Annotated in this window: 22 protein-coding genes; 9 read left to right on the top strand and 13 right to left on the bottom strand. The window is 40.5% G+C overall.

Annotation, left to right across the window (positions count from 1 at the left end):
* Nucleotides 1-100 precede the first annotated feature (100 nt).
* The 4 genes from SKA34_RS06990 to msrA all read right to left on the bottom strand — a co-directional run bounded on the left by SKA34_RS06990 (nt 101) and on the right by msrA (nt 2,690).
* Nucleotides 101-841: an AAA family ATPase gene (locus SKA34_RS06990; RefSeq protein WP_006644795.1), complete on the bottom strand. Its 741-nt coding sequence runs from the start codon at nt 839-841 to the stop codon at nt 101-103.
* Between the two features lie 127 nt (nt 842-968).
* Nucleotides 969-1,526 (bottom strand): hypothetical protein, encoded by a 558-nt coding sequence (locus SKA34_RS06985; protein ID WP_232284239.1) that lies wholly within the window; start codon nt 1,524-1,526, stop codon nt 969-971.
* A gap of 270 nt (nt 1,527-1,796) precedes the next feature.
* On the bottom strand, nt 1,797-2,078 hold the full coding sequence (locus SKA34_RS06980; RefSeq protein ID WP_006644793.1) for an HPF/RaiA family ribosome-associated protein: 282 nt from the start codon (nt 2,076-2,078) through the stop codon (nt 1,797-1,799).
* A gap of 114 nt (nt 2,079-2,192) precedes the next feature.
* Nucleotides 2,193-2,690: a peptide-methionine (S)-S-oxide reductase MsrA gene (gene msrA / locus SKA34_RS06975; RefSeq protein ID WP_006644792.1), complete on the bottom strand. Its 498-nt coding sequence runs from the start codon at nt 2,688-2,690 to the stop codon at nt 2,193-2,195.
* Between the two features lie 242 nt (nt 2,691-2,932).
* On the opposite strand from msrA, the gene SKA34_RS06970 reads away from it, so the two are divergent.
* Entirely contained in the window at nt 2,933-3,322 is a 390-nt protein-coding gene (locus SKA34_RS06970) for an MAPEG family protein (RefSeq protein ID WP_006644791.1), read from the top strand.
* Between the two features lie 238 nt (nt 3,323-3,560).
* Entirely contained in the window at nt 3,561-3,719 is a 159-nt protein-coding gene (locus SKA34_RS23310) for a hypothetical protein (RefSeq protein ID WP_006644790.1), read from the top strand.
* A gap of 182 nt (nt 3,720-3,901) precedes the next feature.
* On the opposite strand, the gene SKA34_RS06965 is transcribed toward SKA34_RS23310, so the two are convergent.
* Nucleotides 3,902-4,084: a hypothetical protein gene (locus SKA34_RS06965; protein WP_006644789.1), complete on the bottom strand. Its 183-nt coding sequence runs from the start codon at nt 4,082-4,084 to the stop codon at nt 3,902-3,904.
* A 67-nt stretch (nt 4,085-4,151) separates the two neighbouring features.
* Between SKA34_RS06965 and SKA34_RS06960 the strand changes: the two genes are divergently transcribed.
* The 3 genes from SKA34_RS06960 to SKA34_RS06950 are packed head-to-tail and all read left to right on the top strand — an operon-like array spanning nt 4,152 to nt 6,429.
* The gene (locus SKA34_RS06960) at nt 4,152-4,472 is read left to right on the top strand and encodes a hypothetical protein (protein WP_004998436.1); all 321 of its coding nucleotides are present in this window, start codon (nt 4,152-4,154) and stop codon (nt 4,470-4,472) included.
* The gene (gene tnpB / locus SKA34_RS06955) at nt 4,469-4,822 is read left to right on the top strand and encodes an IS66 family insertion sequence element accessory protein TnpB (protein ID WP_006643774.1); all 354 of its coding nucleotides are present in this window, start codon (nt 4,469-4,471) and stop codon (nt 4,820-4,822) included. The genes SKA34_RS06960 and tnpB overlap by 4 nt, the downstream gene beginning before the upstream one ends.
* Before the next feature lie 59 nt (nt 4,823-4,881).
* Nucleotides 4,882-6,429, top strand: a complete 1,548-nt coding sequence (locus SKA34_RS06950; RefSeq protein ID WP_006644249.1) for an IS66 family transposase — start codon at nt 4,882-4,884, stop codon at nt 6,427-6,429.
* 19 nt (nt 6,430-6,448) lie between these two features.
* Here the strand turns inward: SKA34_RS06950 and SKA34_RS06945 are convergent, their stop codons facing one another.
* Together SKA34_RS06945 and SKA34_RS06940 are read right to left on the bottom strand one after the other, a co-directional pair.
* Entirely contained in the window at nt 6,449-7,333 is an 885-nt protein-coding gene (locus SKA34_RS06945; RefSeq protein ID WP_157044457.1) for a hypothetical protein, read from the bottom strand.
* A 191-nt stretch (nt 7,334-7,524) separates the two neighbouring features.
* On the bottom strand, nt 7,525-7,944 hold the full coding sequence (locus SKA34_RS06940; protein WP_006644787.1) for an insecticidal delta-endotoxin Cry8Ea1 family protein: 420 nt from the start codon (nt 7,942-7,944) through the stop codon (nt 7,525-7,527).
* Between the two features lie 503 nt (nt 7,945-8,447).
* Between SKA34_RS06940 and SKA34_RS06935 the strand changes: the two genes are divergently transcribed.
* Nucleotides 8,448-10,121 (top strand): RluA family pseudouridine synthase, encoded by a 1,674-nt coding sequence (locus tag SKA34_RS06935; protein WP_006644785.1) that lies wholly within the window; start codon nt 8,448-8,450, stop codon nt 10,119-10,121.
* Nucleotides 10,122-10,174: 53 nt separating this feature from the next.
* On the opposite strand, the gene SKA34_RS22855 is transcribed toward SKA34_RS06935, so the two are convergent.
* Both SKA34_RS22855 and gcvA read right to left on the bottom strand, forming a co-directional pair.
* Nucleotides 10,175-10,339, bottom strand: coding sequence for a DUF2256 domain-containing protein (locus tag SKA34_RS22855; RefSeq protein ID WP_006644784.1), 165 nt, complete (start codon nt 10,337-10,339; stop codon nt 10,175-10,177).
* Between the two features lie 57 nt (nt 10,340-10,396).
* Complete coding sequence (gcvA, locus tag SKA34_RS06930; protein ID WP_006644783.1) at nt 10,397-11,323, bottom strand: transcriptional regulator GcvA; 927 nt, start codon at nt 11,321-11,323, stop codon at nt 10,397-10,399.
* A 163-nt stretch (nt 11,324-11,486) separates the two neighbouring features.
* Between gcvA and SKA34_RS06925 the strand changes: the two genes are divergently transcribed.
* The 3 genes from SKA34_RS06925 (at nt 11,487) to SKA34_RS06915 (ending at nt 14,131) form a co-directional block, all read left to right on the top strand.
* Nucleotides 11,487-12,260, top strand: a complete 774-nt coding sequence (locus SKA34_RS06925) for an SDR family NAD(P)-dependent oxidoreductase (RefSeq protein ID WP_006644782.1) — start codon at nt 11,487-11,489, stop codon at nt 12,258-12,260.
* 93 nt (nt 12,261-12,353) lie between these two features.
* Nucleotides 12,354-13,028 carry a cupin domain-containing protein gene (locus tag SKA34_RS06920; protein ID WP_006644781.1) on the top strand — a complete coding sequence of 225 codons (675 nt, stop codon included), beginning with the start codon at nt 12,354-12,356 and terminating at the stop codon, nt 13,026-13,028.
* Nucleotides 13,025-14,131, top strand: a complete 1,107-nt coding sequence (locus tag SKA34_RS06915; protein ID WP_006644780.1) for an FAD-dependent oxidoreductase — start codon at nt 13,025-13,027, stop codon at nt 14,129-14,131. The genes SKA34_RS06920 and SKA34_RS06915 overlap by 4 nt, the downstream gene beginning before the upstream one ends.
* Nucleotides 14,132-14,183: 52 nt before the next feature.
* On the opposite strand, the gene SKA34_RS06910 is transcribed toward SKA34_RS06915, so the two are convergent.
* From SKA34_RS06910 to SKA34_RS06900, 4 genes are all read right to left on the bottom strand, one after another.
* Nucleotides 14,184-14,519, bottom strand: a complete 336-nt coding sequence (locus SKA34_RS06910) for a zinc ribbon domain-containing protein YjdM (RefSeq protein ID WP_006644779.1) — start codon at nt 14,517-14,519, stop codon at nt 14,184-14,186.
* A gap of 121 nt (nt 14,520-14,640) precedes the next feature.
* Nucleotides 14,641-15,474: a leucine-rich repeat domain-containing protein gene (locus SKA34_RS06905; protein ID WP_006644778.1), complete on the bottom strand. Its 834-nt coding sequence runs from the start codon at nt 15,472-15,474 to the stop codon at nt 14,641-14,643.
* Between the two features lie 210 nt (nt 15,475-15,684).
* Nucleotides 15,685-15,879: a SelB C-terminal domain-containing protein gene (locus SKA34_RS23890; protein ID WP_006644777.1), complete on the bottom strand. Its 195-nt coding sequence runs from the start codon at nt 15,877-15,879 to the stop codon at nt 15,685-15,687.
* Complete coding sequence (locus tag SKA34_RS06900) at nt 15,858-17,513, bottom strand: GTP-binding protein (protein ID WP_006644776.1); 1,656 nt, start codon at nt 17,511-17,513, stop codon at nt 15,858-15,860. The genes SKA34_RS23890 and SKA34_RS06900 overlap by 22 nt, the downstream gene beginning before the upstream one ends.
* Between the last annotated feature and the right edge of the window lie 411 nt (nt 17,514-17,924).

Raw genomic sequence — 17,924 nt, 5'->3', positions numbered from 1 at the left:
TCTCCCTTATAATAAACGCATCTGAATACAAGCATACTAGCAATTTAACTAACTATTTATAACCTTACTAAAACGGTTCATTGAGCAATAGTAAGCCCCATTACTCTTCTTCCATTAATATTTTCATTATCTGCTGATGGCGATTAAGGAAATTTCGAGTGATCTCATAATGCTCGGTATCCTCATAAGCCGTTTCATCAATGCCACTATCACTTAACTGATAGATTTTAGCTCTTGGGTAAGCCAATAAAATCGGCGAATGAGTAGCAATAACAAATTGCGAACCCGCTTCAACTAAGCGGTGGATTTCTGAAAGCACAGCCATTTGCCTAGCCGGTGAAAGAGCGGCTTCTGGCTCATCCATAATATATAAACCATTACCGCGTAACTTATTAGAGATCGTCGCCATAAAGGATTCACCATGAGATTGATGGTGTAGTGATTGCCCACCATAACCTTGCAGCGGTGGCGGCATGAGCTGATCTAAATAAGATGCGACATTATAAAAACTCTCAGCCCTTAAAAAATAGTAATCTTTAGGACGTTTAAAACTTTTCACGGTTTTAATGTAGCGATCTAACTCAGAATGCGTTTGCTCGGTAGCAAAACCGGTATTCTTATTTCCCCCTTCAGCATTAAGCCCCATCGCTACTGCAATCGCTTCAATTAACGTGGATTTTCCTGCACCATTTTCACCGACAAAAAAGGTAACATCAGGGTGAAACTCAATGACATCTAATTCTTTGATGGCTGGAATACAAAACGGAAATTGATTGTAACTATCAATTTTTTCACGCTTTAATTCGATTTCTCGTAGATAGGGTTTTTCTTCAAAATTCATAAATATCAAACAGTGTTATATATTTCTAAAATAGTTTAACAATGTTATCCGTTATCGCATTGAAATAAAATGAGCGAGAAAGTTCGTACCCACTCAATTTAATTTACATCAACCATTAGTAACCGAACTATTCCGCTTGAGATGGCGTTGCTGCTTCTGTTGTAGATGCTTCTGTTGCAGACGCAGGTGTTGAAGAGGCTGGAGTATCAACCAAGGGTGCTGCCGCATCTTGCTGAATTTGTGTTGCTGTTGGTGAATCAGAATGAGTTTGTGATTCTACAACTGGCGCTGTATTAGTCGATTCTAGTGTTGAAGATGTTGGAGTATCAACTAAAGGTGCTGGCGCTGCATCTTGTTGGGCTTGTACCTCTGAAGGCTGTTCCGTTGCAACAGCAGTGCTTGATGCTTCATCGACGCCAGAGCATGACATCCCTAAGCTGGTTAGTTTTTCAGCAAAGGTTTTTGCTTTCGCTTCACAGTAACCTACCTCATGTTTCGCATCCCACAATACAGCAGTACCATCAGGCTTAGTATAGCGAACTTCACACGGTACTTTACTATTTGGATTAGTATAAACAACTTCGATGACATGCTCAGAATGATCACTTTTACACACATACCTATCTTGTGCATGTGCCTGAAAAGCGAGAATAGATAGCGTAATCAATAATAGTGATTTCATCATATAACTCCAAAAATATACGTTACTAAAAAGATAACAATCTTATCTTATTCGCTAAACAATGACTTGAATCTGAATATTTAACGCGATAGATGATTTTAATCTTTACTATTCAGTCAGTATAAGGGCTTTAACGATGAACATAATATTAATTTCATCATTATGTGATTGGATATTGCATTCTTTCAAAAGCAATAGCCGTATTACGCAGACAATAAAAAAGGCTCATTACGAGCCTTTAATTTTGATGACAAGAAATGCAATTGCATGAAATTATTGATGCGCTGCTTTCTTCTCAATCACTTTTTCAAAATGGAAGAATGCTTCTTTAATACATTCTTCTAAATTTACGTTATGCGCTTTAGCACTAACTTTATGGAACACTTCCGTATCCATTTTTAAATCAACAGTATAGCCAGTATCTTCTTTGATGATATCAACATGAAGATGTTTAAATTCAGGATCGATAACCATCATCTTTTCAATATAGTCAGATACTAATGCTTTGATTGAATCAGTTAGTTCCATATGTTCGCATTTGATTTTTAAGCTCATGATACACCTCAGTAATTCTCTTAAATATCTGGCACTGAATGTAAGCCTAAAAATAAAAAAAGTCTCATTCTAAAAAAGTAATATTAATACTCAAAAAATCACTTAGCTTCACGTTCACTCTTCAGGTAATACCCAATCAGGACGTGGAAAATGACAGGTATAACCATTAGGTCGATGAAGTAAATAATCTTGGTGTTCTGACTCTGCTTGCCAAAAATCACTCGCTGGCACAACTTCTGTTACCACTGTGCCCGGCCAAACTCCAGAAGCATTGATACGCTTAATCAAATCTTGGGCCGTGTTTTTTTGCGCCTCTGAAGTATAGAAAATCGCAGAGCGATAAGAAGTACCGATATCATTACCTTGGCGATTAGTTGTTGTTGGATCGTGAATTTGAAAGAAATACGCCAAAATATTTTCAAAACTGGTTTGGTCATCATCAAAGGTTATTTCAATCGTTTCAGCATGAGAACCATGATTAGGATAAGTTGCATTTGCCACATCACCGCCCGTATAGCCCACACGGGTAGAGATAACCCCTTCTTGACGACGAATAAGATCTTGCATCCCCCAGAAACAACCGCCAGCAAGTATCGCTTTTTGTTGTGCCATCATTAACTCCTTCGCTTTCTTAAATCCCAATTCGACATATACCCTATCAATAAATCGTCATGGATGAACAGTATTTGTGATTGAAAAACAGCTAAAAACTTATTTCAGCTCGTCTAAGAAAAGTCTTAATTTAGCAATAGATTCTGCCTCATATACCTAATTGACTGATGATCACGGTAAATAACAATTACATTTACTAATATAAGATTAAATGGCGAGTTGATAAAGATAGGGACGATTCATTGGATATTTTAATTTATAGTTTAATTGCCGCAGCATTACTTCCTTATATAGCTAAAATACCTCTAGCCGTGGCAATGCATAAAGCTGGAGGCTACGATAATAACCATCCCCGAGAACAACAGGCGAAATTAGATGGCTTCGGTGCACGAGCCTTAGCAGCACATCAAAATGCTTTTGAATCACTTATCATTTTTGCCATGGCTGTTCTGTTAGCGATAGCAACAAGCACCACAAATGAAAATATTCAGTTCTTAGCTCTTCTCCATATTGGCTTTAGAGTTATCTACCACATCCTGTATCTCACAAATCACGGTATTTTGCGTTCCATTTCTTGGACTATTGCAATCAGCTGTTCATTTATCATTATGGGACAGTGTCTTTCGAGTTAATCCAGAGTACGACATATGAAAGCCCCTCATTCCAAATATGTGACTAGAGGGGATTTTTATATCAATCAAATGCATTCCTTTTTTATATCTGTGCGCTATATCCTATGTGCTACTGGACATATTTTGATACTTTGCATGCGATTTTTTGATGTTAATTTATCGATGGTAGATAGCATGAGTATGACTGATAACAAATTGCTTGTTATTAATTTGATATCGATTGGAATGGAGATTTACGATGAATCACTGGACAGACTTTTTCCCTTATGTCGCTATGGCGATTAAAGTCATTGCGTTAGGGGTTGCTGGATATTTTGCGATCAAGTGGCACTTCGACCAAGACAGAAAGTTAAAAAATAAAGAAAAAGAAGAACAGCAGATTAAAACGCAAGATTAGAGAACCTTAAAGCGTAAATACTGCCAGGCTCCTTTTTACTTTATTCATTTATAGATAGCAGTATTTGTATTCTTTTCATTAGTAATATTAAGAGAGTCATAAGGATGACTCTCCAAATAAAATGCTTTGCAGGTAATTATTTAGTGAAGAAAACAACACTAAAAACTAATTAAAACACAACATTATTTCTTCATCGCTTCTTTTAAAAGCGCTGCTCCTGCAAGCCCAACTAACGGCAATGCATCAATAGAGCCACCGCTCCTATCACCTCTATCATCATCGTTCCCATCTGTGGCATAGGCCCAAAATTCATCACGAGTAGCCTCATGTTGAGATGTTATACACGAGTAAGGTAAGCGTGCCATAAACACCGCATTCTAATCACTTTACTCGAAGAATAAGATCAAATCTCCAATCCAAAGGAGATTTAAAATGGCAACACGACGTACCAATCAAGAATGGCAGACTTTGTTTGAGTGCTATGAATCCAGCCAACTCACTCAACGTGCTTTTTGTGAACATCACGGATTAAGTCTTTCCACGTTTCATGCCAAACGCCAACAGTTAACACACCTTCAAACACCACAGACTAACGGCTTCGTCAAAGCAAACGTTGTAGAGCAGACAACACGTTACCATATGACGCAAATACCTACCGCGAATATGACACTTTTTGTCAACGACGTTGAGCTGAGTATTCCTCAAGGCACGCCCGCTGCCTACCTGGCAGAACTCATTGGAGCCTTGTCATGAAACATATGCTAAGTGCACCAGATATTTATCTGTATCGTGAGAGTGTCGATTTTAGAAAGTCCATCAATGGCCTCGCGGCGATTATCGAAAGTGACACCGATTTACCCTTGGGAAGCGGCGCACTATTCCTGTTTACCAATAAACAGCGCGACAAAATCAAAGTGTTGTACTGGGATAAAACAGGCTTTGCACTTTGGTATAAACGCCTTGAAAAAGCCAAGTATAAATGGCCGTCAAAAGAGAAAAATGACGTGTTTACCCTGACTCAATGCGAGCTTGATAGACTGCTTTCTGGCTTCACGATTATCAGCCATAAACCCGTTCAAATAAACGATTTTACAATGACTTAATCGATAATAAAGCTATATCCACCAAGCGTTAACGGCATGACTTTAGTATAATAAATGCCATGAAAAAGACGCCAAATATCAACCCAGAAAGCCAAGATGTTGCCGAGCTACAAGCGATGGTGAAAGAGTTGTTGGCGTTGCAAAAACACAGCGAATCTCAGTGGAAACAAGAGCGTCAATCTCTGCTTGAGCAACTCAAACTGGCTTTCGACCGCCAGTTCGCAAAACGCTCGGAGGCGTTAAAGCCCTACGATGAATCTCAAGGTGACCTCTTCAACGAAGCGGAATGTGAAGCCGCTAAGGAAGAAGAGGTTGAGGTTACGACGACCACCACAACCACAACGAAGAAACGCGGTAAGCGTAAGCCTCTTCCAAAGACCTTACCTCGTGAAGTTATCGAACTTGATTTAGACGACCATGAAAAGCAGTGTGCATGCTGCAATCATGACCTGCATAAAATCGGTGAAGACAGCAGTGAAAAGCTGGAGTTTTCGCCAGCCGTACTCAAAGTGCTGGAATATGTTCGCCCTAAATATGCTTGCCGCCAGTGCGAGCAAACTGAAGACAGCAATCACATCGTTCAAAAGCCAGCACCGCAAAGCATTATCCCGAAGAGCTTTGCCACAGAAAGCTTGCTTGCCAACATCATTCTTGGCAAATACCAGTACGCGATGCCACTTTACCGCCAAGAGTCGCTGTTTACCCAGTCGGGAATCGAGCTATCACGAACCACTATGGCCAGATGGGTTATCCAAGTTAGTGAGAAGTTCAAACCACTCTATGCCGCTCTAAAAGAGCACCTACTTCAACAAGTGGTGGTCCAGGCGGATGAAACGCCACTCAATGTTCTCAAGGAAGAAAAACAGTGTTACATGTGGCTCTACTGCTCGGGCGCAGACTCGCCAGAAGCCGCACTCCCCAATGTGAAGAATATTGCCTTGTACGACTATCAAAACAGTCGCGCGAGGGCATGCCCTGTTGCCTTCTTGGGGGATTACAGTGGTTATCTACAAACCGATGGCTATGGTGCCTATGATGGTCTTTATCACGTCACCAATGTTGGCTGCATGGCACATGCACGGCGAAAGTTCATGGAGGCTAAGAAGCTTCAAGGTAAAGGTAAGTCAGGCAAAGCAGATAAAGCGCTGGCCAAAATCCAGAAGCTCTATGGGATAGAATCGCGCTTAAAAGGTGCGACTGTCGAAACACGAAAAGCAGAACGTCAACTGCATAGCAAACCGATACTGGACGAGTTGTACGAGTGGATGACATCTCAACAAGTGATAGCGTCTAGCCCGCTGGGTAAAGCGATAAAATACACGCTCGGCCAATGGCCGAAGGTGATCCGCTATATCGATGACGGTCACTTATCGATAGACAATAACCGCGCTGAACGCGCAATTAAACCGCTGGTCATTGGCAGAAAGAACTGGTTGTTCTCGAACACGCCAAATGGTGCTGATGCGAGTGCGATGCTTTACAGCATCGTCGAGACTGCGAAAGCCAACGGCCTTATCCTCTACGACTACATGGTCAAGTGCATGAAAGAGCTCGCGAAAGCTGAGCCCGATATCGATGCACTCCTACCTTGGAACCTCAAACACTAACAAATATCGCCCCGTGGGTTCATGGGGCGTTTACCGAGTAAGCATCTAATTGATGAATTTCACTTAACACGTCAAGATCTGGCTCTTCAATGGATGATATGTAATGTTGCTGAAGAAACTCTTCATTCTTATTTTTAGGTGGTACCCAAGTAAAGCCCAAAATCAAACAACCTATAGCCTTATGAAAATATCTACTATGAGTCCAAGCTGTCATCGTTGAAAGTCGACGAGGAAAAAATGCGACTTTATGTTCATGTTGGAATTGAGCCTCATAACTATCCCATAACTCATAATCTTTATCATTAATATCATACAGCGTTAAATGTGACGGTAGACTCTGAGACTTTATCTTTGCATAGGATATTGGAAATTCTTCACCTTCAATACTCTCTATCGTGACATTTTTTGTTTCGACCCCTGATGCTGGATAAGCAATAACATCTGTTTCATTTAATCTCTGACCATCATTATTAATAGGTCCCTTACCATCAGGATAATAAACATTTAAGTTTACTGGACGCCCATCGAAGTAATCAAGATACAGTGAAGTGAAAGATAGCGTTGGCTGTCTATATACTCCTCCTATCACCCCTATTCCACCATGGGCAACATTTTTACACTCTTGATCCCAATCATCCGCAGTGCCGTAAGCTGGAGAGTAAATATCATTAAATTTACTTGAGTCCAATACAAATGGACTTGGATTTACATCAACATCTATTTGCTTAAACATTTCAATAAAGTCATCGCAATATTTTACAGCGATGGCGTTAGACGCAAAAAAGTGATTGTAAGTATCAGTACGATGTTGCCCCACAGGAGGACTATTTTTTTCCAATATCTCTCTTTGGTTTTTAACCGTCTGTGTTAAGTAATCAGAATATTGCTTTTTATATTCTTTCATTTCTGATTTTAACGAGTCATACATATGTGTAGATAAATTGTCTTTGTGATTCAGTAAAACATCCCTTAAAAAAGTCATATGTAATGAAGCGAAAACACTAAATAATGGAAATAAAATATATTCATGGCCTTTTTGTTGAAACTCAGGGCCTTCTCTTATGAAATCATCATTAATCGTAATAATAAGGGCAGTTATCTCATCGGAGAAGCACCGTCGACAAGAGTTAAATATTTTTTTAGAGAGAGATTCATGCCTGATACGATTGTACTTACTCTCGCAAAAGCCTCATCGTCTAATTTTTTATCAATTAACTCTTCTACTTTGTCTTTTATTTGCCCCCAAACATCTTGTTTCGGTGACGGCCACAATAAACGTACGACAAATGACACAACACCGCCAACCTCGGGAATAAAATTCAATGCAAAGCCAAGGGAATTTTTAAAGATTTCAATCACATCTGAACTTGAAAAGTCAGGGTAGTTAATAGTGTAACCTGTATCACTATTTAACTCGTCATTGCCGCCTAAACTACGAGCAACGCTATTGCCTGATAACACAGACATCGCAACCAATGCTGATAATTTTTTTAACGCTAATCTTCTATCATTCATAAATACATCTTAATAATAAATACTATCTACTATGCCTGATAACTCTGTGGCTAAATGCAATTACTCGTACCCTAAGCCATGAAGTCATAAATATTCGCACCATTCTGTCATTGATAATAACTCGTCAGCAAATGCAGATGTTAACATCAAGTTAAAACTATAAATAAATAATGGAAAATAAGAACCCAACATTACTAGGTTGTTGCAGTTTGTATTAAAGGCAACATTCCAATAACTATTTTATTACGTACAGGAATAAGAAGTGGCGCAGTACCTAAATGATAGCGAAAGCCATGCGTTAAATTCCTTATCGTTACTGAAAGAAACCAAAGAGGCTAATATTGCTGAGCGAGGTTATAGTTTTACTAAAAGCGTTATCTCATGATCATCAAAAGCGCGGATATGAACGGTAAATATGCCTGTTAAACCTATAAAATCCAATTACTCGTACTCTATCCCATAGAGTGGTAAAATCCTCGCCCCATTTTGCGATAGATTAAGCCATGTACGATTCCCTTTTTACTCCATTTCGCTCATCGATTGAGGCTATCGCCTTACCTGAACGTTTTACTTATCCTTTTTGTTATAAGCCACATCCACTGAGCGTGTTAGCTGCACAAGAGTTGCAACAACACCTAGAAACACAAACCGAATGGCAACACGATTTTGGTTTAGATGGCTTAAATGAAGACAGTGATAACCACGCCATTGGTAACATGTTCGGTGTGTTAGTGGTACAAAACGATCAAGGTGACATCGGTTATCTATCAGCATTTTCAGGCACTATCGCAGGGCAAATACACTTACCCCATTTTGTGCCACCTGTATTTGATGCGCTTAACACCAATCCTGAGATCCAGGCGAATGAACACGCGCTTAAATCACTAGAATCTGACATTGAATCTATTGTGTCTTCGCCTCAGTTCATTGCGCTGCAACAGCAATATACCCAAGCGAAAACGCAAGCAGAACACGAATCTGAAGCCTTTCGTTTACAGATGATTGAGCAGCGCAAGCATCGTAAATTACAACGCAAAGCTGCCGAGCAAAGTGATGATGAAAACGTTAAAACTGAAGTGTTTCATCGCCTAGCCCGTGAAAGCGCTTACGATAAACATCAGCAAAAAGCCTTGCGCCAACAGTGGCAACAAACGCTGCAATCACTGAGCGAACAGCTTGAAGCTGATACCACTGCGCTTTCAGAGCTGAAAGCCAAGCAAACTAAATTAGCAGCACAGTTAGAACAAAGTATTCATAGCCAATACCGCTTTGTGAACCAATTTGGGGAATATAAAGATCTCAATCAGTTGTTTGATGAGTCATTACGAGGTGCGGGAGACTGCACTATCGTCAAACTGCTTCAGTATGCGTTTAACCACCAATTAAAATCGTTAGCAATGGCAAATTTCTGGTGGGGTAAGTCCCCCGCGCCACAAATGCTAAAACATGCTTATTTTTATGAAGCATCAAAAAATAAATGTGAGCCTATTTTAGCCCATATGTTGTCTGGTATTGAGATAGACGAGAATCCGCTAGAGCAAAACCCAGCCGAAGGCAAAGAGCTAAGTATTGTTTATCAAGACGATGCGATGGTGATTATTAATAAACCTGCGGAGTTCTTATCTGTGCCCGGTAAAGCCATTACCGATTCAGTATATAGCCGAATGCAAACCATGTTCCCAGATAGCGATAGTCCGTTGATTGTCCATCGTTTAGATATGTCTACATCAGGCTTAATGGTAATTGCCTTAACCAAAGATGCTCACAAAGCACTGCAAAAACAGTTTATTGAGCGCACAGTCGAAAAACGTTACGTTGCTCTATTAGAAGGTAACAGTGAAAGTGATAGCGGGCTAATTGATTTTCCAATCCGGGTGGATTTAGACGATCGCCCTCGTCAAATCGTGTGTTACCAATACGGCAAGCCTGCACAAACCACATGGGAAGTGCTTGAACGTAAAAATGGCAGAACCAAGGTCTATTACTACCCTAAAACAGGTCGTACACACCAGCTTCGTGTCCATTCCGCCCATGTTAAAGGGATGAACATGCCCATTGTCGGTGATGATTTATATGGGCAAAAAGGCGATCGTTTATGCCTACATGCTCAATACTTGGCATTCAACCATCCAACAACTAACGAGCGTATGGTGTTTGAAGTCGCTGAAGATTTTTAAAGCCTAAATAACACCGCAAAAACGACAATGGCTGACGCATTTTTTGTTATGCGTCAGCCTACTTTCTTTCTTGATGAGTCCATGTGTCGGCGTGAGCGCCTACAACGTTCAGAGCAATACTTCACTTCATCCCAACATTGTTGCCACTTCTTGCGCCAAGTAAATGGCCGTTGGCAAACCACACACACCTTAGCGGGTAAATTAGATTTTTGGTGCATCACTTGTTCTTATTTAATAAACACAGTTCTAGTACGTTTGAAACCCTTTATTCGATGTTATTTCTTGTGAAATTCATCTTTCACTTCTTGATGCAACCAATCACGAAACACTTGTACTTTAGCTATATCAATTGAATCTGGCTTATACACCACAAAATAAGCGAGTGGGGAATCAAATTGGATCTCTGGAAATAATCGCACTAATCGCCCTGCTGATAAATCATCTTTCACCATTACACTTCGCGCTAATGCAATACCACCACCATCAATGGCTGTTTGTAATACTGCCGCAGCATTATTGATTTGAATATTATGTGATGATTGGTGCTGATTAATGCCTGCTTTATCTAACCATGCCGACCACGTTGGAAAGCCTGAGTGCTCATCCATAGACAGATCATGAATGAGTGTTTGTGCTAATAATTGTTCTGGTTTTATTAAGCTATCTGCTTGTGCTAATAACTGTGGCGAACAAACGGGAAACACTTCTTCTTCCATTAATTTCTCTGCCACCAGCCCTTGCCAATTTCCTGTGCCATAACGCACACCAATATCGACACGCTGAATAACAAAATCTATCGGTTTTAAATTGGTGTCTAACCGCACATCGGTTTCTGGACATAGCGCTTGAAAGCGATCAAGCCTTGGTAATAACCATTTAGCAGCAAACGCTGGGCTAACGGTCACAGTTAATATGCCGCACGTAGGGCTTTGCTGAAGTAGCTCTAACCCTTGGGAGAGTTTATCAAACCCAGCACGAATTTCTGGCAAGGCACGTTCGGCGATTTCAGTTGGCAGTAGTCGAATTTTGCCACTGTTAGCGCGGTGAAATAACGGCGTTTCTAACCATTCTTCCAATGTTCTAACTAATTGCCCCACCGCCGCCGGCGTAACGTTGAGCTCTTCTGCTGCTGCAGAAAAACTTTGGTGACGAGCACTGGCTTCAAAGGCTTTTAACGCATTCAAATGTATCGGTAATTTCATATCGGTAAAGTTTTTCTTTATCGGGTTAACAGATTATCTCATTTGTCGAAACAGCTAATAACAACAAAAATATCAACATTAGCTATCAACCCAAGCCTAGCATGAAAGTTTTTCTTTTGTTGATAGTCATAGTTAAAAAACACCAAACAGAGAGAGTAAAGCCATGAGTGATCTATTTGCAGGTAAAAAACTATTAGTGATCGGCGGTACAAGCGGCATGGGTTATGAAACCGCTCGTCAGGTGTTAGAGCAAGGCGGAAGTGCTGTGATTGTGGGCCATCGTGCTGATAAAGCTGAAAACGCGCAGCAAGCATTAGCCACGTTAGGCGCTGTTGAAGCACTAACGGCTGATCTCACCAGTGAAGCTGGCGTTAATACGCTTATCGACACGATTACTGAAAAGCACCAAGACATCGATCTACTGGTCAATGCCGCAGGTGTGTTTTTTCCAAAACCGTTTCTTGAGCATGACAGTAACGACTACGATAAGTATATGCAGCTTAATCGTGCCTTTTTCTTTATTACCCAAAAAGTGGCAGCCAATATGATTGCGAATGGCTTAAAAGGCGCGATTGTCAATATCGGCTCAATGTGGGGTAAACAAGCCATTGCTGCAACACCATCATCGGCTTATTCAATGGCAAAAGCAGGATTACATGCACTCACTCAACATTTAGCGATGGAGTTAGCCGCAAGCAATATTCGTGTTAATGCGGTGTCACCCGCGGTTGTACAAACACCGATTTATGAAGGCTTTATTCCTAAGGCTGAAGTGCATGATGCACTGCAAGGCTTTAATGATTTCCATCCTATTGGCCGTGTAGGTACGCCGGAAGATATTGCCAATACCATTACTTTCTTACTGTCTAATAAAGCCGAGTGGGTAACAGGCGCTATTTGGGATATCGATGGCGGTGTGATGGCGGGACGTAATTAATCTCCTTCTTTTTGAAGCTCACTTTTTAGGGCGATAGCTATTCATTATTTAACTATCTTACTGTCGCCCTTTGTTTAAATCTAAGAGGTCATCATGCAAATTAATACTGACTTTACTCGCCCTGTCACTATTCGTGGTGATCGTTATTATTGGGTGCCATCAACACAAACGGGCGTTGAACGTATGATGCTGGATCGTATTGGCGATGAAAAAGCACGTGCGACCACTGTTGTTCGTTATGCTCCTCATTCTTCATTTCCTAATCATGCTCATCCTGGAGGGGAAGAAATTTTAGTGCTATCGGGAACGTTTTCAGACAGTACGGGCGATTATCCTACTGGCTGGTATTTACGTAATCCTCCCGCCTCTTCACACGCGCCTTTTAGCCACCAAGGCACCACGATTTTTGTCAAATTATGGCAAATGCACGAAACCGAAAAAGAAACACTACGTGTAGATACCAACGATCCCGCTAATTGGAAAGTGATTGAGGGTCGTGAAACATGCCCGTTATTTTGCAACCCATATGAATCGGTCAGTTTACAGAAAGTCCCTGCGCTCAATGTTGTGTGTGATTTGTCGCTCGATGCCACGGAGATTTTAGTGGTCACAGGATCTGTAAAACATGACGGGATCACTTACCCACAAGGAAGTTGGCTACGCTTACCTAAAGATTCAGCAGCGACTGTTACTGCGGAAAAACAAGGTGCTAAGGTGTTTATCAAACAAGGTGAATTTGCCAATGTAGAAAATGAGGCTACATTATGATGGATAAAAAAATAGCCATTATTGGAGGCGGTTTAAGTGGCCTTTATGCCGCGTATTTACTTGAGCAACAAGGGATCACAGATTATCTGTTATTAGAAGCCCGTGATAGTTTTGGGGGTAGGATCCAATCTTTCACACCACACAACACTGAAGCCAGTTTTGATCTGGGGCCAGCATGGTTTTGGCCTGATATTCAACCTGAGTTTGCTCAGCTTATTAATAATTTTCAATTAGGCAGTTTTGCTCAATACGATACAGGTAACATGCTTATCGAGCGTTCGTTATCTGAAACACCCAATGAAATTTCAGGCTTTGTCACAGAGCCTACTTCTATGCGTCTCACTCAAGGTATGGGCGGCTTAATTAAAACGATAAGCAAAAAACTCACTAACACTGATATTCATTGTTCGAAACAGGTGACGAAACTTGAGCGGCAGGAAAACAAGGTTATTATCCACTACCACGATAGTCAAAATAACACTCAGCAAATGGCAACAAGTGATCATGTCTTACTCGCGCTGCCACCACGGTTAGCGATTAAGCTCATTGAATTCTCGCCTTCGTTACCAGAAACACTTATACAGCAATGGCAACATACACCGACTTGGATGGCACCTCACGCGAAATATATTGCTGTTTATGAACGTCCATTTTGGCGAGAGCAACAGCTATCAGGTAGTGTACGCAGTATGGTTGGTCCTATGGTTGAAATTCATGATGCGTCGCTAAGCACAGAGCCAAAACATGCCGCTTTATTCGGGTTTGTTGGTATTCAAGCTAAGCAACGTAAAGATATCGGGGAAGAGCAGATTAAGGCTTATTGCCAACAACAACTGGTACGTTTATTTGGCGAGCAAGCAGCGCAGCCTAAAGCTCATATGATAAAAGATTGGGCGCAAGATACATTTACTGCCACAACGCTGGATAGCCAAGAATTAAGCCATAGCTTAACACCGCCTCGCTCACCAATTAATAGCACTTGGGCGCAACACTTAACAGGTATTGGCAGTGAATGGGCTACGGAGTTTCCGGGTTATTTAGCGGGGGCGACAGAAGCGGCAGCATTGGGTGTTGAACGGTATATGGCGCTCTATGAAAAATAAGCGCCAAGACGGAGAACAATCAAACTATTACAGAAAATTGCGTAATGATGTATTACGCTTTTTTGACAAATTTTGCAGTTACCATCATGTCACCAGCGCCATCAAGTTTACAGTCTAGTTGGTGATCTTTGCCTTCAACAATACGTTTAATAACCGCTTTCGTTCCAATTTTTAGCACCATTGAACTGCCTTTGACTTTCAGATCTTTAATTAGCGTGACCTTATCGCCCTCTTGCAATAATGTGCCATTAACATCTTTCATTATAATGGTTTCTTCCTCTGCAACTTCTGCAGGGTTCCATTCATAGGCACACTCAGGACACACTAGGTTCGCTTGATCTTGATACACATATTCAGATTGACAGTTTGGACACGGTGGTAAAGACATAATCACAACTTCTTTAATCAATTAACAATAATGCGCATTATGTTAATAGTTATGGCTAGCTAATACGAGTTTAATAAACCGCAATCTCTTTATAAATTGCGGTTTTCGTAAGTGATACAGCTTATTTAATAACTGTTACGCTGTCATCGGCTTCATAATCGTCCAGCTTTGGATTAGCCCTAATATCAAGTTTCGTTAATGGATTATCCGTTAACCATAGCGAGCGTAATTTAGGGTTTTTACTTACATCAACTGACGTTAATTTATTATCCGTCAGTCTTAGTTTTTCTAACTGCACGTTATGAGTAACATCTAACGCAACCACTTTGTTATACATTAATGATAAGCTTTTTAATTTACCACTCTTGCTTACGTTAACGGTTGTCAGTTGGTTTTCAGCCAATCCCGCCTGCGCTAAATTCGGATTATGGCTAAAATCAACGGTCGTGAATTGGTTTCGATCTGCCCATAGGTATTTGAGCTGGGGGTTTTTAGATAGATCTAATGTGGTCAATTTATTTGCCACAACCGCTAAATCTGTAAGCTTAGGGTTATGAGTCAAATCAATCTGTGATAATTGATTAAAGCTAACCTCCAACTCTTTTAATTGTGGATTCTGGCTAACATCAATATTGTCTATCTTTGATTTAGTGATAAATACACTTTCTAAGGCTGGGTTATGGGTTAAGTCAACATGCTTTAATTCAGGACCTGATATCCATATCTCTTTTAATGCAGGGAAACTTGCTAACTCATCAATATTATTTATAGCTAATTGTCGACAGACTAGTTTGGTGATCGCTGCAGGATCTTCAATTTTTTGTGCCAATACACATTGCTTAAAATTATCATCTTTAAACGGTATTTCACTTACTTTACTGTAATCGGCAGCAACAACTTGTCCTGATACCAATAAAGCTAATGCAGTGAACGCAAATTTCTTTGTTAAATCCATGACTAAACAAACTCCCAAATATATAAACGAAAAAACCGCGTGAACGATTTCAGTCATTCACGCGATTGAGAGCTTAGTTAGCAAAGTACTGTAGGGAAAATATAGATTACAAAAATTTGCACCGGATCAAATAAATACTTTTAAAGTAATTACTATTCCATATAGCGTTATTTATATTTCAATCAACCATATAAATGGCAATTATATTCACTAAGACCATACTTTTAAGATAATACGCTCATCACCATCACGACGTACCCAGCCATCTTTTTCCATTCTATTCGCTAATGGGATTGAGTATTTTCGACTTAATTCTGTGCGATCTTTAATATCCCCCATCGATATACGATCTTGGGGCTGATGCTCTGCAATCACGGCTTTAACTAAATCAAGATATAAGCCCATGTCGAAATAAATGGTATCATCCAAAGCGGTAATATATTTTTGATGGCTGAGTTGTCTAAGCCACTTTTCCCCCCCGCAACCGTCACTTTATTCAGTTCTAGCCCTGCTTTACCAAACCCGCGTATTTGTTGCAGGATCTCTTGTGCCGCTGGAGGTAATTCGTCTTCGTTTTCACCTTGTCCTAAGCACCATTTACCATAACTAACATGCACTTTTTCTTGCAGCTTTAATTGCTGCATTAAGATCTCAATCACAGCTTCATTTATACGTAGACGTGATGCTATTTCGGCAGATGCCATTGAGATCCCTGCAGACAGTAAAGTCTGTATTTGCATAAAACTGTCAGCTAACCAGCTATCATCAAAACAATAAGGCGCTAAATAAGTTTGACCTTGTGCCGATTCAAAATCTACTTCGGTCGTTTCAAAGTAACCCTGAAGAGCGAGTAACATCTCACGTTGTGATTCAGGCTTTAAAAGTGCAGGTAAATTATCTAATGCTTGGTATAAACGGCGTTTTGGATAACCCATGACCGGTGTTGACCACACAATTTCTGCACCGTGTTGTAGCCCACAGCCACCTTTTTGGATCATTGCTAATCGTTGCCCAAAAATCATTGGGATGGACTTTTCAAAGGTTAGTCGTGCTAATTGGGTATTAGGGATATAACTGAGCAATGCCGAGCCATGCCAAGTCCCCATTGCGACTTCAACATGGCGTTGTTTACGTTGCTTGAGTTTGTCTGCCGTCTTATTGATACGAACGATGCACTGACTATGTAATGGTGGGGTTATTGTCGAAGATGTTAATAAGTGCCCTCGCCCTACCTCTTTACGGCTGAACCCTTTAACATTCACAGCAACACGACAGGTCGCAGACAAGTGTTGATATTGTTGATGATAAGCTTGCAGAGAACGAACAGTCCCTATGATGTTACTTGGAAAGCAGCGAACTTTATCACCAAGACTCAGCGTCCCCTGTGCCAATGTCCCTGTGAGTACGGTGCCCATGCCATTGACGACAAAAGAGCGATCGATATACATTATTGGGGCTACGACCTGATCATCTGCAACATCCGACAATACTTTACGATCAATATTTGCTTTAACAGCCTCAATCAATAGGTCACGTAACGCAGGAATGTTGTCATGTTTTAACGCTGATACGCTGATAATCTCAGGTAATAAGCCTGTCATCTCCATCACATTATCTAGCGCTTGATCTTCTACCACACTGAGTTGATCTACCGTGACTTTATCGCGCTTGTTAATGCACACGACGATGTCTTCTATTCCCATCGCATGTGCAACTTGTAAATGTGAGGTGGTCATCGGCATCCACCCTTCATCTGCCGCTATAACCAGCAATAGCACGTTAAGGTGCCATACACCTGACACCATATTACGGAGATAACGCTCGTGTCCCGGGACATCCACAACACCAATGGTATTATTGTTATCGTCTTTAAAATAGGCAAACCCCAAATCTTGTGTCATACCTAATTGTTGTTCATGTGGACGCGCAGTGACGATACCTGTGAGTGCTTCAATTAAAGCGGTTTTACCGTGATCAACATGACCAGCCAAACCGATAACGGCTTGATATTTTTCTACATTATGAGGCTGTGAGACCATTACTACGACCTAATTGAAGTGAATAATATTTATATTGAGATAAGGTACTAATTATTGCGCATGTTGAGGCATGAATACGCAGTCATTAATTTATAAACGTTTATCATCAAAATCTTGAGGTGATAGTAATAAACTTTCGGATATCAGTAATTGACTCGTGTCAATTTGTATAACAAACAAATGTTTGGCTTACTTTTTAATGAGGTATCTTTGCTTTTACCTGTATGATATTTATTCATACTCTTTATTTTTATCTATTCGCAAGCAATAAAAAGCCCCGCATATTGCAGGGCTTAGTTATATTTTAAAATATCTATCTGATCACCTTATTGTCTTTCATATTCGTGATTAATATTCCCGTTAATTCATCAATGATATTATTCATATCACTTGGATCAACAGATTCTGATG

The organism is Photobacterium sp. SKA34 (assembly GCF_000153325.1).
Taxonomy (GTDB): Bacteria; Pseudomonadota; Gammaproteobacteria; order Enterobacterales; family Vibrionaceae; genus Photobacterium.
Note: the sequence above shows the minus strand (reverse complement) of the source record. Positions and strands in the feature narration are given on the sequence as shown.

Excerpts from the sequence above, each read along its gene's own strand:
- gcvA (WP_006644783.1), bottom strand. The coding sequence starts at position 11,323 with ATGAAATTACCGATACATTTGAATGCGTTAAAAGCCTTTGAAGCCAGT.
- SKA34_RS06905 (WP_006644778.1), bottom strand. The coding sequence starts at position 15,474 with ATGGATTTAACAAAGAAATTTGCGTTCACTGCATTAGCTTTATTGGTA.
- SKA34_RS23310 (WP_006644790.1), top strand. The coding sequence starts at position 3,561 with ATGAATCACTGGACAGACTTTTTCCCTTATGTCGCTATGGCGATTAAA.
- SKA34_RS06990 (WP_006644795.1), bottom strand. The coding sequence starts at position 841 with ATGAATTTTGAAGAAAAACCCTATCTACGAGAAATCGAATTAAAGCGT.
- SKA34_RS06925 (WP_006644782.1), top strand. The coding sequence starts at position 11,487 with ATGAGTGATCTATTTGCAGGTAAAAAACTATTAGTGATCGGCGGTACA.
- SKA34_RS06985 (WP_232284239.1), bottom strand. The coding sequence starts at position 1,526 with ATGATGAAATCACTATTATTGATTACGCTATCTATTCTCGCTTTTCAG.
- SKA34_RS06950 (WP_006644249.1), top strand. The coding sequence starts at position 4,882 with ATGAAAAAGACGCCAAATATCAACCCAGAAAGCCAAGATGTTGCCGAG.
- SKA34_RS06960 (WP_004998436.1), top strand. The coding sequence starts at position 4,152 with ATGGCAACACGACGTACCAATCAAGAATGGCAGACTTTGTTTGAGTGC.
- SKA34_RS06935 (WP_006644785.1), top strand. The coding sequence starts at position 8,448 with ATGTACGATTCCCTTTTTACTCCATTTCGCTCATCGATTGAGGCTATC.
- SKA34_RS06915 (WP_006644780.1), top strand. The coding sequence starts at position 13,025 with ATGATGGATAAAAAAATAGCCATTATTGGAGGCGGTTTAAGTGGCCTT.
- tnpB (WP_006643774.1), top strand. The coding sequence starts at position 4,469 with ATGAAACATATGCTAAGTGCACCAGATATTTATCTGTATCGTGAGAGT.
- SKA34_RS06940 (WP_006644787.1), bottom strand. The coding sequence starts at position 7,944 with ATGAATGATAGAAGATTAGCGTTAAAAAAATTATCAGCATTGGTTGCG.
- SKA34_RS23890 (WP_006644777.1), bottom strand. The coding sequence starts at position 15,879 with ATGGGCTTATATCTTGATTTAGTTAAAGCCGTGATTGCAGAGCATCAG.
- SKA34_RS06900 (WP_006644776.1), bottom strand. The coding sequence starts at position 17,513 with ATGGTCTCACAGCCTCATAATGTAGAAAAATATCAAGCCGTTATCGGT.
- SKA34_RS06945 (WP_157044457.1), bottom strand. The coding sequence starts at position 7,333 with ATGAAAGAATATAAAAAGCAATATTCTGATTACTTAACACAGACGGTT.
- msrA (WP_006644792.1), bottom strand. The coding sequence starts at position 2,690 with ATGGCACAACAAAAAGCGATACTTGCTGGCGGTTGTTTCTGGGGGATG.
- SKA34_RS06965 (WP_006644789.1), bottom strand. The coding sequence starts at position 4,084 with ATGGCACGCTTACCTTACTCGTGTATAACATCTCAACATGAGGCTACT.
- SKA34_RS06910 (WP_006644779.1), bottom strand. The coding sequence starts at position 14,519 with ATGTCTTTACCACCGTGTCCAAACTGTCAATCTGAATATGTGTATCAA.
- SKA34_RS06920 (WP_006644781.1), top strand. The coding sequence starts at position 12,354 with ATGCAAATTAATACTGACTTTACTCGCCCTGTCACTATTCGTGGTGAT.
- SKA34_RS06980 (WP_006644793.1), bottom strand. The coding sequence starts at position 2,078 with ATGAGCTTAAAAATCAAATGCGAACATATGGAACTAACTGATTCAATC.
- SKA34_RS22855 (WP_006644784.1), bottom strand. The coding sequence starts at position 10,339 with ATGCACCAAAAATCTAATTTACCCGCTAAGGTGTGTGTGGTTTGCCAA.